Below are 13,003 nucleotides of genomic sequence, written 5' to 3'. Positions count from 1 at the left end.
CGCCCGAGACTAGATCAAATCCCAAGTCAGCGCGGTCCCCTTGGCGGCATCGACCCGGAACGTCCGGCCGAGCACGTTCACGATCTCGCCCGGAGCGAGCCCGCCAGCAGGACGGATGGAGCGAACGTTCCGCGCGGTAACGGGATCCCCGGCCCGGACGTCCTCCACCACGTACAGCGAACGCCGGAGCCGAAGCCCCTCCTTCTCGCTTTCCCGTGGCCCCAGCACCGGCGAACCGAGTGCCTCCCACGCGCGGTGGGTCTCCGTGACCAGCGCGGCCAATTCCGCTGGCTCCAACGAGAATTCCGAGTCCACGCCGCCGTCGCTACGAGCGAGCGTCACGTGCTTCTCGATCGCCACCGCGCCCAGCGCAACCGCGGCGACTGGTGCGCCGAGCCCCGGCGTGTGGTCCGACAATCCGACCAGGGTTCCGGTGAGCCCGGCCAGCAGCGGTAATCCCCGCAGGTTGCTTTCCGTCGGCGACGCGGGGTAGCTCGCCGTGCAACCGAGCACGATCAACTGGTCGTTGCCCACCCCGCGAGCGGTGCGCACGGCCGCGTCGATCTCCGCGACGTTCGCCATTCCGGTCGAGATCACCAACGGCTTGCCGGTGCGGGCACACAGTTCGATCAGCGGCAGATCGACGATCTCCGAGGAGGCGATCTTGTACGCCGGTGCGTCCAGCGATTCCAGCAGCTCCACCGCCGTCGGGTCGAACGGGCTGGAGAAAACTTCCAGGCCGCGTTCGCGAGCGCGAGCGAAGATCGGTTCGTGCCATTCCCAGGGCGTGTGCGCCTTTTCGTACAGTTTGTACAGATTTTCCCCGCCCCACAGGGAATGCCCGTCGCCGATCCGGAATGCCGGGCCGTCGACGTCGACCGTGATCGTGTCCGGACGGTAGGTCTGCAGTTTCACCGCGTGCGCGCCGGCGTCGGCGATCGCGTCCACGATGGCCAGCGCGCGGTCCAGGTCGCCGTTGTGGTTTCCGGACATCTCCGCGATCACGAACGGCGGCCGCGCCGGGCCGAGCAGGTGCTTGCCGATGCGCACTTCGGACATGGGTGGCGTCCTTCCGGTGGGGTTCAGTGCAGAGTCTTGCGCAGCCGGCGGAAGCCGTCGGCGGGGGGCGCGACCTCCAGATAACCAGCCCGCTCGAACAACGCCGCCGACGCCGCGTTCTCCTCGTGCACCGCGGCCAGCACGGCCATCGCGTCCGTCCGGGCCGCCAAGGTCCGTTCCCCCGCGTCGAGCGCCGGCCGCGACAACCCGCGGCCGCGGCTTTCCGGTGCCAGCGTGATGCTGACCTCCCACTCGCGGCCGCCCTCGTCGTCGAACCGCACCGTGCCCACCGGTTTCCCGGCCTCCTCCAGCACAAGCAGGATCCGGCCGGGCGCCGCGAGCACCCCGCGCAGCCAGCGCAGGTGGCTGTCCAGATCGATCACGCCGCTGGACCGCGACGCCTGCCGGGTCGCCGGGTCGTTGCGCCAAGCCAGCAGCAGCTCAGCGTCGTCCTCGGTCGCGTCGCGGGCGAGGACGGACGTCACTGCGCGGGCGTGAGCTTCGCGTTCTCGAGCCGGCTCAACCGCTCCTCGTACCGGGCCATCCCGGCCAACCGGACGCGGATCTGTGCGTGCTGCCGCTGGATCTCCTCGACGAGCGAACGTGCTTCGTAGGTCTCGGCGTCGTCCGCACGCGGAGTCATCGCGAGCTTCTCGCGGAGCGTCTCGAGCTGCTCCTCCTGCGCGGCGACGTGCGGGATCATCCGGTCCAGCTCGCCGCGGATCCACTGGAGATCGCCGAGTGCGGCGGCCAGCTTCTCGTCGGCCTCGGCGAGACGGCGCCGATGATCGACCGTGCAGTGCTCAAGCTCGTCGATGCGGGCCTCGAAGTCCTGGAGCACACCGCGCGTGCGCTCTTCGATGCGGTAATCGACGGTCCGGGCGATCCGGGAGCCGAACAGATTTCTGAACTTCATGAAGGGCATGACGGGAGTTCCTTCGACGAGTGCCTGGGCTTCAGCGGAGCAAAGTGGTAGTGCCGGTGCGGGTCCACGACTCCAGCAGCCTGCCCTCGGCGGCGATCTGGTGCTCCGGCCCCACGATGCACGAGTCGCCGGCAGCGTGCTCCCACGAGGTCTGCTCCGGGTTGTCGATGAACGAGAAGCCGGTCAGCACCAGCTGCGCCTCGGGGAACGAGGTACGGGCGATCCAGGCCGCGAGCGTACCCGTGGTCGACCAGGTGGGTTCGGTGCGCGTCGGCAGGCCGAGCGCGTCCGACAGGGGCAGCACGACCTCGCGGTTCGACACCGGGACGAACCCGAGATCCGAGGGCCACCAGCCGGGCAGCGCCTCCGGTTCCCAGTGCAGGCGACCTGGCTCGACCAGCAGATACAGCCGGGAGCGGTAATCGCGGAACACGTGCCGGGTGGCGCGCACCGCCCGGTTGAAGACGACCGTGTGCACCTTGCGGCCCGTGATATCCGGTCCGTCCGGTTCGTCGATAACGAACCCGTTCACCCGAATGACCAGGTCGCAGTCGTCGACCGCCTTGGCCCGGGCCGGATCCGGCTGCAGCGGCTGGTTGCCGACCACGGCGACCGAACGCGGGTCCGGCCGGTCCGCGTAAGCCGAAAGGAGGTCGACCATGAGGCTCGCCGCACCGAGAGCAGCAGTCATAAGGGAAGAAACTACCAGGACACCAGGAGCGACCCGGTCCATATCGCTCACGTACGCGCAGTAGCCGCCACCGGACGGGCTGGGGCGAGCCGAGGCCTGTGCGTCCCATCGGTACCCTCGTCCACGTGCATGCCACCAGCACGGTTCACGCAGCCGAACCCGATGTCTCGACTCCGGTTCCACCGTCGTCGGACAGCAAGACGTTCGGGCGTGCGATCGACGACATCAAGACCGGTTTGGCCTCCCGCGAGCTGTGGACCCATCTCGGCTGGCAGGACATCAAGCAGCGGTACCGGCGGTCCATCATCGGGCCGTTCTGGATCACCATCAGCCAGGGTGTCATCGCGCTCGGCCTCGGCCTGCTGTACTCGCAGCTGTTCCGGACGCCGATCGAGGTGTTCCTGCCCTACCTCTCCACCGGCTTCATCATCTGGGGCTTCATCCAGGGCTGCCTCACCGAAGGCATGGAGACGTTCATCGCGAACGAGGGGCTGATCAAACAGGTCCCCGCGCCGTTGAGCGTGTACGTGCTGCGCACGATCTGGCGGCAGACGCTGCTGCTGGCGCACAACATGATCGTCTACGTCGTGCTGCTGATCATTTTCTTCTCAGCGCTCGATTCCCCGTACTCGCTGGGATCGAAAGACGGCGTGTGCACGCCCGACAAGTACTGCCATCCGGGCCTGAGCTGGAACATTTTCCTCGCCATTCCCGGGTTCGTGCTGCTCGCGCTCACCGCGGGCTGGGCGGCGCTGCTGCTCGGCATCATCTCGACCCGGTTCCGCGACATCCCGCAGCTGATCAACTCGCTGATCCAGCTGATGTTCTACGGCACCCCGATCGTCTGGCCGGTCGACCAGCTGCTGTCCGGCGGTGCGCGGGACGGCGCGTCGTGGGCGCTGCCGATCATCAAGCTGAACCCGCTTTACCACTACATGCAGGTGGTGCGGTCGCCGCTCATCGGACAGGCGGTGAGCTGGACCAGCTGGGTCGTGGTCGGCGGCATCACCGTCGTCGGATGGGCGCTCGCGCTCGTCGCCATGCGCAATTACCGGTCTCGCGTCTCGTATTGGGTGTGACAGATGGTCAGCATTGACGTCCACAACGCGTACGTGGACTTCCCGATTTTCGACGCGAAGACGCGTTCGATGAAAAAGCGCGTGCTCGGCAAGGTCGGCGGCAAGATCGGCACCGAGCAGAAGGTGCCGATCATCGAGGCGCTGCACGACGTGTCGGTCAGCCTCCGCGAGGGCGACCGGGTCGGTCTCGTCGGGCACAACGGCGCGGGCAAGTCCACGCTGCTGCGGCTGCTCGCCGGGATTTACGAGCCGACCCGCGGGTCCTCGCGGATCGTCGGCAAGATCGCCCCGGTGTTCGACCTCGGCATCGGCATGGACCCGGAGATCTCCGGCGAGGAGAACATCATCATCCGCGGTCTGTTCCTCGGCATGAGCGCCAAGGAAATGGAGAAGCGGGTCGACGACATCGCGGAGTTCACCGAACTCGGCGACTACCTGCAGATGCCGCTGCGGACGTACTCCACCGGCATGCGGGTGCGTCTCGCGCTCGGCGTGGTGACCTCGATCGACCCGGAGATCCTGATCCTCGACGAGGGCATCGGCGCGGTCGACGCGGCGTTCCTCAACAAGGCCCGCGACCGGCTCAAGGACCTGGTCAAACGGTCCGGCATCCTGGTGTTCGCGAGCCACTCCGACGAGTTCCTCTTCGAGCTGTGCGATTCGGCGATCTGGATGGACGAGGGACATCTGAAGAAGCAGGGTTCGCTGCGCGAGGTGCTCACCGAGTACAAGGGCCGCGACCCGTTCGAGAACATGAGCCAGGAAGGTCTCGAGCGCCTCGGCATCGAGCCCGCGACCACGACGAACGGCGGGGAATGATGACCGGCGAGACGCGAGAGCTGCCCGAGGGCGCCGTCGTCGGCGTGGTGGTCACGCGGCACCGGCGCGAGCTGCTCGCGGACTCGCTGAAGATCATCGCCGCCCAGACCCGGCCGGTCGACCACCTCGTGGTGGTCGACAACGGCCCGGACAAGTCCGCGCGGGACGTCGTGGAGGCCTACCCGCTGCCGTACACGTACCTCCCGTCGCACCGGAACCTCGGCGGCGCGGGCGGTTTCGCGCTCGGCATGCTGCACGCCCTGTCCCTCGGAGCGGACTGGGTCTGGCTCGCCGACGACGACGGCCGTCCCGCGGACGAGCACGTGCTCGAGATCCTGCTGGAGGAAGCCGAAAAGCGCGGTCTCGCCGAGATTTCCCCGGTGGTGGCGAACATCGACGCCCCGGCGAAACTGGCGTTCCCGCTGCGCCGCGGCCTCACCTGGAAGCGCTCGTCGGCCGAGCTGGGCACGGATTTCCTGCCGGGCATCGCGTCGTTGATGAACGGCGCGTTGTTCCGCGCGTCCACTTTGGACGTCACTGGCGTGCCGGACCTGCGTCTGTTCTTCCGCGGCGACGAGGTCGAATTGCACCGCCGCCTGGTGCGGTCCGGCCTGCCGTTCGGCACGTCGCTGCGCACGACCTACCTGCACCCCGACGGCTCGGACGAGTTCAAGCCGATGCTGGGCGGGAAATTCCACGCGCAGGACCCGGAGAACGAGGTCAAGCGGTATTACACCTATCGCAACCGCGGGTATTTGCTGTCGCAGCCGGGAATGCGGAAGATCGGTGCGCTGGAGGTGCTGCGCTTCGGCCTGTATTTCGTGGGCGTGAAGCGGGATCCGAAGGCGTTCGTGCAGTGGCTGAAACTGGTGCGGCAGGGTCGGGCGGAGAAGTTTTACCGGTACTGACCGGGCTTCGCCCACTTGACAACACCTGGACAAAAACCCAGGCTTGTTGTGCCCGGACGCGGTCGCGGATTATTTTTCGCGAATGACAGGACCGGCCGATCCTCCCATTCGGGTTTTTCTCAGCTACGCACATGCTGACGACGTCGTGCTCGATTTTATCGAGCCATTCACGAAGTCCCTGAGGCACCTTGCCTTAGCTGATCAAGGGAGGGTCCTGGAGATCTTCGTCGATCGCGAGACGATCGGCTGGGGTGAGGACTGGAGGGACGGGATCCGGCAGGGCATCGAGAGTGCCGCGATCTTCATGCCGATCGTCACCCGGCAGTATTTCGAGCGACCTTCCTGCCGCGAGGAACTGCTGGCTTTCTACAATGAGGCGGTCCGCGTTCGCGCCACCGGCCTGGTCCTCCCGGTCGTCCTGCTCGGCCATTCTTATCTATCCACCGAGAGCACCGACGTAGCGTCCCGGATCATCGCCGAACGACAGTACAAAGACCTGAAAGAAACCTGGACTGACGGCTCCCGGTCGGCGACCTGGCGCAGAACGATGATCGCTCTGGCCGAGCAACTGGTCGAGGCTGTCACTATCGTCGAGCAGTCACCTTCCGCCACGTCGCCTCTTCCCTCCGCCGGGGTCGGAGCAGCGGAGGTCAGCGAAGCCCTCGGCCTCTTCGCCAAAGAAATTGATCAGACAATTTTGGGCATGAAGAACGCCCTCGCCCCGCTCCCCACCGTTTTGACCACTTCCGTTCAATTACTCACCGAAAGGTCTCCCGCCGAGACCAGGCGGGTGCTTATGGAGACAGCTTCCGAACTGCTGCCGTTCGGCAATGACTTCCGGAATCAGGCACGGAAACTGGAGACGACAACCCTCAAGACCGACCAGATCTTGCGCTCCCGCAGCACTGAACTCGAGGACAACGACCTGTATGACCAGCTCGAAAATGAGCGCAAATACCTCAAGTCCATATCTTTGGTCACTGAGCCGCTGAGTGGCGCAGAAGAATCCTCGAACGCTTTTCTAGCGCAGATGAAACCGCTGGAAGAGATGAGCGCATCATTGCGAAACTCGATGCGTGGTTTTCGGGAGGGGGTCAAGTCGCTGAACAGCGCGCTCCGGATGATGCAGAGCTGGGTCGCCATCGCGGACTAGCGAAAGCCCGTTGTGGACGATGCGCTAACCCACCGTCCACAACGGACTACCAACGCTACTCCCCGATGACCGGCGGCGCGGACCGATGTCCGCTGCCGAAGACCTCGTCGTCCTCGATCTCCATCACGAACGCGGGCTGGTCGTTGCCGTCGTCGTACGGGCGGGCTCCGAAGCCCATGCCCGGGCGGGCCGGGGCGCCGCCCATGCCCCCAGCCGCGACGTCCGCCGCGCCTGCTCCGTCGCCGGGGCCGAACGAACCGGCACCGCCGCCGCGGCCGACCTTTGTTTCGTGTTCTTCGTCGGCACCGAAACCTCCGCCGCCACCGCCCATCGGCATGCCGCCCATGGGCATGGCACCCATGCCCGCGCCGGATGCGCCGCCGCTGCCGCCGCTCGGGGCGGCCTGCGCCGCGGCCGGTGCGGTGCCCGCCGCCGTCGTGCTGGGGTCCGGCATCTGCTGGTGCACGGCGCCGGTGAACTGGCTCGGGCCGCTCACAGTCGGTGTGCTCGCGTGCCCGGCCGTCGCGCCGCCGCCACCGGCAGCAGCGCCCGCGGAGGCCGCGCCAGCGTCAGCCACGGCGGGAGCCGGAGCGGGAGCCGGGGCAGGAGCGGGAGCCGGTGCAGCATCGTGGTGCGAAGGGCCAGTCGGCATCGCCACTGCGGCACCGCCACCTGCGGCGACGCCGAACTTCGGCGGATGCGCGAAAGTCGGCTGCTTCGACCCCGTCTCGTGCAGCGAAGCGTCGTACTTCGACATCGTCTCCGCGGCCTGCTCGTGCGCGGAACGGCTGTCCTGCTGCTTCTTCAGCGTCGCGTCGATCTCATTGCTCATTTCGAGCGGGCTCGCGTGCGACCATTTGTCGAATTCCTCGGACCAGTCGAACGGGACCGCGTCCGGCATCGAGTGCTTCGCCGTCTGCGCGGCGGACGCCTGTTCCTCGACGATCTGCGCGGCCAGCTTCGCGTTCTGGCCGTTCGCCTCGGCCCATTCCGCGAGGCTCACGAAATACGCCTGCGCACCGGCCGCGGCCTCGCCGCTCCACGCGTGTGCGGCCTTCTTCACGGCCTCGCCCAGTTGAGTCGCGAAGTCCTCGAATGCCTTCTGCACCTCGGTGTACGCGTGCGACACCGAGGAAACCTGCTCCACGTCGAGGTTCGTCTCGACATACGACTTCAGCTGCTGGTGCGGGTGCCCGAGGTAGTCGGCGTCCGACGGCGCGAGCCCCGGCTGCGGCGTGCTCATTCGGTGCCCTTCACGGTGCGGTGGGAGTCGATGGCCTGGCTCTCGTTCTCGGTGTAGACCCCGCCGGCCCGCGCGAGGGCCTCGTCGGCCTCTTTGAGGATCCGGCCGAACTGGTCCAGCACGTCGAGGGCCGATCCGGGAGCGTCGGCTCCGCTCTTGCGGTCGTGTTCGGCCACGGTGTGCCCGTAGGGATGGCTGCCGAGCTTCGGCGCGGTCGTCAGCGCCTGCGTCTGCGGCTTGAGCCGTTCGAGGCGCGTGACCATGTCGGTGAGCGCCTTGCGCAGGTCACCGAGTGCGTCGCCGTCGATGCTGAACCCGCCGGCTTTCGCGGTGCCGGCCAGCTTGTGCGTTTCGGCCGCGGCTTCGGCGATGCCCTTGGCGTTCAGCCCGCCTGCCGCCAGCGGATCAGTGCTCATGCGCCGGAGTTTACCGACGCGAGCCGCTCCGGTCAGGCGTTTGCCGAATAGCCTTCAAGCTGGGTGAACAGTTGTTGGGCCAGACGGGCATTGTCGGCCGGGGCGTAGGTGAGCCAGCGGTTGCCGTCGCTGGAATCGCGCGTGCTGAGCAGGTAGCGGCCGAGTTCGGTGTCGAACCACACGAGCGACGGCAATGCCTTCTCGTGGCCGCTGCCGTCGCCCACGTACGGCGTGAACTGGCCGACCGCCAGCCGCGGCTTCTCGAAGATCCGCTGGACGGACCGCAGTTGCGGATTGTGCGTGCGCGGGCCGCTGACCCCGGCGAACGGGTCGTACGCGTCGCCTCGGACCGGCTGCTTCGACGGACGCGCGACAGTCACCGACTGCCCCGGCGCGGCGGGCGTGAGCGGCAGCAGGTCGACGATCGCCGGAACGATGCCGGTCGGGCGGACCTCCTCGAAGGTGAACATCCCGTCCCGCTGGCAGACGAGCACCGCGAACTGGCCATTGGACGCCACGCGCGCGAACAACTGCTCGTCGCCGAGCTTCGCCGCCGCGGACACCGCGAGGCCGGGCCGGGCGAACGTGGCGAGCGCGATCTGGACGTCGTCGTCGACGGTCCCGCGCCGCAGCAGGCCGCGTCCGTCGAGGTCGCGGAAGACGGCGTCGCGCACCGCGGCGCGTTCCTCGCCGGTGATGCCGATGTGCGGCACCACGAACGGCACTGGCGCGCGGCCGAGTCCGAGTTCGGCCAGCAGGAGATCCACCGCTGCCGGTGACAGCGTCAACGTGTACGGCACGACCCACCCCTAAATCCGGTCTCTCCCCGGCGAAACCGTAGTCCACTCCGCACCGTCGCGGCCATCGGCTCCGGGGCCGCCGCGAGATCCGCTTCCGCTGTGAGCGGATCCGCTGTCGGCGAACCGCTCTTGCCGCCGATGATCACCCGCTGCTGCCATGGATTCATGGCAGATCCCAAACCAGCACTGGTCCTGCACCTCTCAGCGGGCGGCGAGCCGCTGATCTTCCCGCTCACCGCCGACAGTTCCTCGACCGTTCAGGAAAAGCTCCCCGACCTCCTGAAACACGGTGGCGTCCACTCGCTCGAAACCCGCGACGGCAACACTGTTTCGGTAAATTTCGTCCACGTCGCCGCCGCTTATGTGGACGATCTGAGCCGAAAGGGCAAATTCGGCCTGTCCGTTTAGCGACGGGCGAGGGCGAGCAGTCCGGCGCGGATCTCCGGTCTGCTCGCGGCCACGAGCAGGAACGTCGCCTCGCGCACCAACCGGCCGGCGTGCGCCCCGGCCAGCACCGCGCGACTGCCCGTCGCCGCGGCGAGCGCGCCTGCCGACCGGTACGCCAGATCGGCTCCGGCCGCACGGGCCGCGGGGAGCGTGGCCGGATCGGCGAGACCCGCGTTGAGCCGGCGGCGGATTTCGTCCTGCTCGGACCGCAGCGCCGTCGCCGTTTCCTCCTCGCCTGCCGCTTCGATCAAGCAGGCGCAGCGCTCGGCGAGGCCAAGCGGCGCGCATCCGTTGAGCCGCGCGGCAAACGTATTGCCCGCCACGAATTTGTCGTAGCTGACCTGGGCGAAAACCGATTCGTCCGGAATGAAGTGGTTGTCGAGCTTCAGCCGCACGGTCGCGGTTCCTTGCGCGGCCAACAGCGTCAGCGGCTCGGCGACCAAGCTGTGCCCGACTATCGGCGACACCAGGGCGTTGACCACCGTGTCGCCGTCTCGGCCGGACAACTGCAGCAGGTCAATCGCGTCCCAACCGCTCACGAACGGCGCTTCGCCGTCGAACCGATAACCGCCGTCAACACGCTGGACCCGCACCTTCGGCGGCGTCGGAATCACTCCCGCGTACGCGACGCCCGCGCGAAGCCGTCCGCTGATCAAATCCGGCAGATAGCGCTCGCGCAGGTCTTCCCGGTCCGTCGCGGCCAGCCCGGCGACGAGACCGTGGTGCTGCAGCCAGGTGAACGCGGTGCTCAGGCACCCGCCGGCCAGTGCTTCGAGCACCCCGACCAGCTGATCGAGGTCGACCCCGGAATCCGGCGCGGCGAGACCGTAGAAACCCTCCTCGGCGAGCGCGTCGAAATGCGAGCGCGGCACCACCCCCAGCCGGTCCACCTCGGCTGCCGCCGGAAACAACAGATCGTCGGCGAGAGCCCGCGCGCGGGAAACCAGGTCGGCCATGAAACCAAGCTACCCAAAAAGACAAAAAGGGCGTCTCGCCGAACGCGAGACGCCCTTTTCGGACCAGCTCAGGCGATCACAGCTCGTACAGCCGCTTCCAGTTCTCCCGCGAGGTGAGTTCCGGCATCGCGCGCTTGTACTGCTCCTGTACGCCGGCGCCTTCCTTGCGCAGCCGGTTGATCACCTTCGCGCCGCGCTTGGCGAGGTCGAACATCTTGACCTTGTCGTAGCTGCGCACGCGCACGCCTTCCTGCGACGCGTCGGTGACCACGGCGGTGTCGAACAGCGCGATGTGCCACCAGTGCGCCTCGTCGATCGGCACCGCGCCGAGCCCGAAGCGGCTGCGGCCGAGCACCTTGTCGAGGATGCGCTTGATCAGCACGAGCCGCTGCATGCTCGGCCGCGGCGCGCTGTTGATGATGCCGATGTCGTTGGACGCGATGCCCGGCACGTCAGTGGCCTTGTGCCGCTTGGTCTCCGGGTACGCGTCGCGGATCCGGCGGATCTCCTTCATCGCCTCGACGCCGCCGTCGCGCAGGATTTCCGGGCCCTCCAGGAAGTCCTCGACCGCCTTGATCAGCGTCGCGGACAGGCCGTACTGCATGCCGAGCAGGTAGCGCACCAGCTGCGCCATCAGCACGCGGGAGAGCAGGTTCAGGTTGAACGGCGAGTGCAGTGCCGCGGTGATGATCGAGTTGCGCAGGTTGAAGTACCGGTGCCACTCGTCCCAGTCCTTCCAGTGGAAGTCCGCGTGCCACACGCCCGCGCCGGGAAGGGTCACCGTGGGGAAGCCGTATTCGCGGGCCCGGTAGGAGTACTCCGCGTCGTCCCACTGGAAGAAGAACGGCAGCGGGTAGCCGATGGCCTTGACGACCTCGTACGGGATCAGGCACGACCACCAGCCGTTGTACCCGGCGTCGAGGCGGCGCTCCTGACGGTTCGGGTTGCCCTCCTCGTCGACGCCGAGCAGGTCCGCGGTGGACAGCGAGTGCTGCACCGGCTGACCCGGCTCCAGCGTGTTCAGCCGGGCGTACTCGGCACCGACGTGCAACTGGTTCGGGTGCAGCAGGTTCAGCATCTGGCCGCCGACGATGATCGGGTTGGCCGAGCGGTTGGAGAAGGCCGTCACGCGCACGACGAGGTCCGGCTCGAGCAGCACGTCGTCGTCCATGAACAGCACGTTCGCGTGCTCGGTGGCGGTGTGCCCGGCCACCTCGTACAGGCCGCGGGTGAAGCCGCCGGCGCCGCCGAGGTTCGGCTGCTTGATGTAGTGCAGCTTCTCGCCGAGGTCCTTCGCGACCTGCTCGAAGCCTTCGCGCGACTCGACCAGGTCGGTGCCCTGGTCCGCGACGTAAATGGCGTCGAGGGTGTCGAGCGAGGACACGTCCGCGGCGAGCGCCTGGAGGTTCTTCAGGCAGTCGTCGGCGCGGTTCATCGTGCAGATGGTGACCGCGGTCGGGCGGATCGTCTCCGGCGCGTCGACGGTCCAGCGGACCTGCTCGACCCGCAGCGTCTGGCCGCCCTCGGTCTCGAGGTCGAGCCACAGCGCGCCGCCGTCGTAGAACTTGTCCAGCTTGCCGGTCAGCTCGACCTTGGCGCCCTTCGCGGCGGACACCTGCTGGGCGTCGACCACGCGCGGGTCGCCGAGCATGTCGGACGCGCCGAGCGACAGCAGCCCGTCGCCGGTGACGACGGCTTCCAGCTTCACCTCGGTCGCGGTGGTCCAGCGCTGCCAGTAGCTCGCCGGGAAGCGGCCGAAGTAGGTGTTGCCGGTGACCTTCGCGGACGGCTCGAGCACCACGCTGCCGCGCTCGCGCTGGGCGTTGCCCTGCACGACCTCGGCGTACATGTCCTTGCTGACGATCGGAGCCGGCCCGGCGTACAGCCCGCGCTGGGCCGTGAGCCTGCCTTCGGGGGCGTGTTCGGCGAACCGCGTCTGGCCTGCGGGGGCCGCCTCCGCGACCGGGGCTGCTTTACCGGGCATCGAACTCAGTTCTCCTTTACCGGCCGTACACGGAACACGACCCACTTGAGCATCACGAAATTGATCACAGTCGCCGTTGCCTGGGACACCACCCAGGCCAGCGTGGCCTTCCACCCCGACTCCGGCAGCACGTGCAGCATGAGCTGGTTCACGCCGACAGCGACGAAGAAGGTGACGGCATACAGCAGAACGAAGCTGCCGACCTGGGCGTTCCCGTCGCGCCGCCCGTCGGCGAACGTGAAGCGCCGGTTCAGGAAGAACGCGGTCGTCGTGCCCACGACGAAACTGATCGCGCGCGCGATGTCCACCCAGGGGGTGGCGTCCATGCCGACCGCTCGCAGCAGCGAGTACGTGCCCAGGTCGAGCAGGGCGCAGAAGCCGCCGATCACGCCGAACCGGATCAGCTGGCCCAGCAGACCGGGTCCCGCGGGAGCCGGCTGCGCTTGGTCACTCTGCGGTTCTGTAGCCACCACTTGGAATACCTTCTCGGCCTATTGCGTCAGTGTCCGTATTACCCACTTCG

At 67.6% G+C, this 13,003-nt stretch carries 15 protein-coding genes; 5 read left to right on the top strand and 10 right to left on the bottom strand.

What is annotated here, in order from left to right; genetic code table 11:
• Nucleotides 1-9: 9 nt before the first annotated feature.
• The 4 genes from pseI to H4281_RS26855 are packed head-to-tail and all read right to left on the bottom strand — an operon-like array spanning nt 10 to nt 2,645.
• Nucleotides 10-1,059, bottom strand: coding sequence for a pseudaminic acid synthase (pseI, locus tag H4281_RS26870; RefSeq protein ID WP_182893696.1), 1,050 nt, complete (start codon nt 1,057-1,059; stop codon nt 10-12).
• 23 nt (nt 1,060-1,082) lie between these two features.
• Nucleotides 1,083-1,544: a GNAT family N-acetyltransferase gene (locus H4281_RS26865; protein WP_182893695.1), complete on the bottom strand. Its 462-nt coding sequence runs from the start codon at nt 1,542-1,544 to the stop codon at nt 1,083-1,085.
• The gene (locus H4281_RS26860; protein WP_182893694.1) at nt 1,541-1,984 is read right to left on the bottom strand and encodes a hypothetical protein; all 444 of its coding nucleotides are present in this window, start codon (nt 1,982-1,984) and stop codon (nt 1,541-1,543) included. The genes H4281_RS26865 and H4281_RS26860 overlap by 4 nt, the downstream gene beginning before the upstream one ends.
• A 31-nt stretch (nt 1,985-2,015) precedes the next feature.
• Entirely contained in the window at nt 2,016-2,645 is a 630-nt protein-coding gene (locus H4281_RS26855) for a hypothetical protein (RefSeq protein WP_182893932.1), read from the bottom strand.
• Between the two features lie 155 nt (nt 2,646-2,800).
• Here H4281_RS26855 and wzm point away from each other — a divergent pair, with 155 nt between their 5' ends.
• The 4 genes from wzm to H4281_RS26835 all read left to right on the top strand — a co-directional run bounded on the left by wzm (nt 2,801) and on the right by H4281_RS26835 (nt 6,634).
• Nucleotides 2,801-3,754, top strand: a complete 954-nt coding sequence (wzm, locus tag H4281_RS26850; protein WP_134664093.1) for a galactan export ABC transporter permease subunit Wzm/RfbD — start codon at nt 2,801-2,803, stop codon at nt 3,752-3,754.
• A gap of 3 nt (nt 3,755-3,757) precedes the next feature.
• On the top strand, nt 3,758-4,573 hold the full coding sequence (gene wzt / locus H4281_RS26845) for a galactan export ABC transporter ATP-binding subunit Wzt/RfbE (protein WP_037369048.1): 816 nt from the start codon (nt 3,758-3,760) through the stop codon (nt 4,571-4,573).
• Nucleotides 4,573-5,481: a galactofuranosyltransferase GlfT1 gene (glfT1, locus tag H4281_RS26840; RefSeq protein ID WP_182893693.1), complete on the top strand. Its 909-nt coding sequence runs from the start codon at nt 4,573-4,575 to the stop codon at nt 5,479-5,481. The genes wzt and glfT1 overlap by 1 nt, the downstream gene beginning before the upstream one ends.
• A gap of 82 nt (nt 5,482-5,563) precedes the next feature.
• Entirely contained in the window at nt 5,564-6,634 is a 1,071-nt protein-coding gene (locus H4281_RS26835) for a toll/interleukin-1 receptor domain-containing protein (protein ID WP_182893692.1), read from the top strand.
• 55 nt (nt 6,635-6,689) lie between these two features.
• Here the strand turns inward: H4281_RS26835 and H4281_RS26830 are convergent, their stop codons facing one another.
• Genes H4281_RS26830 through H4281_RS26820 form a run of 3 tightly spaced genes read right to left on the bottom strand, consistent with a single transcriptional unit; the run spans nt 6,690 to nt 9,093 of the window.
• On the bottom strand, nt 6,690-7,877 hold the full coding sequence (locus H4281_RS26830; RefSeq protein WP_182893691.1) for a hypothetical protein: 1,188 nt from the start codon (nt 7,875-7,877) through the stop codon (nt 6,690-6,692).
• On the bottom strand, nt 7,874-8,293 hold the full coding sequence (locus tag H4281_RS26825) for a hypothetical protein (protein WP_067578681.1): 420 nt from the start codon (nt 8,291-8,293) through the stop codon (nt 7,874-7,876). Before H4281_RS26825 ends, H4281_RS26830 begins: the two co-directional genes overlap by 4 nt.
• 32 nt (nt 8,294-8,325) lie before the next feature.
• Entirely contained in the window at nt 8,326-9,093 is a 768-nt protein-coding gene (locus tag H4281_RS26820; protein WP_182893690.1) for an ESX secretion-associated protein EspG, read from the bottom strand.
• 165 nt (nt 9,094-9,258) lie between these two features.
• On the opposite strand from H4281_RS26820, the gene H4281_RS26815 reads away from it, so the two are divergent.
• Nucleotides 9,259-9,501, top strand: a complete 243-nt coding sequence (locus H4281_RS26815) for a hypothetical protein (protein WP_043838003.1) — start codon at nt 9,259-9,261, stop codon at nt 9,499-9,501.
• Here H4281_RS26815 and H4281_RS26810 read toward each other — a convergent pair.
• The 3 genes from H4281_RS26810 to H4281_RS26800 all read right to left on the bottom strand — a co-directional run bounded on the left by H4281_RS26810 (nt 9,498) and on the right by H4281_RS26800 (nt 12,953).
• Nucleotides 9,498-10,496 (bottom strand): acyl-CoA dehydrogenase family protein, encoded by a 999-nt coding sequence (locus tag H4281_RS26810; RefSeq protein ID WP_182893689.1) that lies wholly within the window; start codon nt 10,494-10,496, stop codon nt 9,498-9,500. The genes H4281_RS26815 and H4281_RS26810 overlap by 4 nt on opposite strands.
• 76 nt (nt 10,497-10,572) lie before the next feature.
• On the bottom strand, nt 10,573-12,480 hold the full coding sequence (locus H4281_RS26805) for a glycosyltransferase (RefSeq protein WP_182893688.1): 1,908 nt from the start codon (nt 12,478-12,480) through the stop codon (nt 10,573-10,575).
• A 5-nt stretch (nt 12,481-12,485) separates the two neighbouring features.
• On the bottom strand, nt 12,486-12,953 hold the full coding sequence (locus tag H4281_RS26800) for a GtrA family protein (RefSeq protein ID WP_182893687.1): 468 nt from the start codon (nt 12,951-12,953) through the stop codon (nt 12,486-12,488).
• Between the last annotated feature and the right edge of the window lie 50 nt (nt 12,954-13,003).

The organism is Amycolatopsis dendrobii (assembly GCF_014145675.1).
Taxonomy (GTDB): Bacteria; Actinomycetota; Actinomycetes; order Mycobacteriales; family Pseudonocardiaceae; genus Amycolatopsis; species Amycolatopsis dendrobii.
This window is presented reverse-complemented; position numbering and strand designations above follow the sequence as displayed.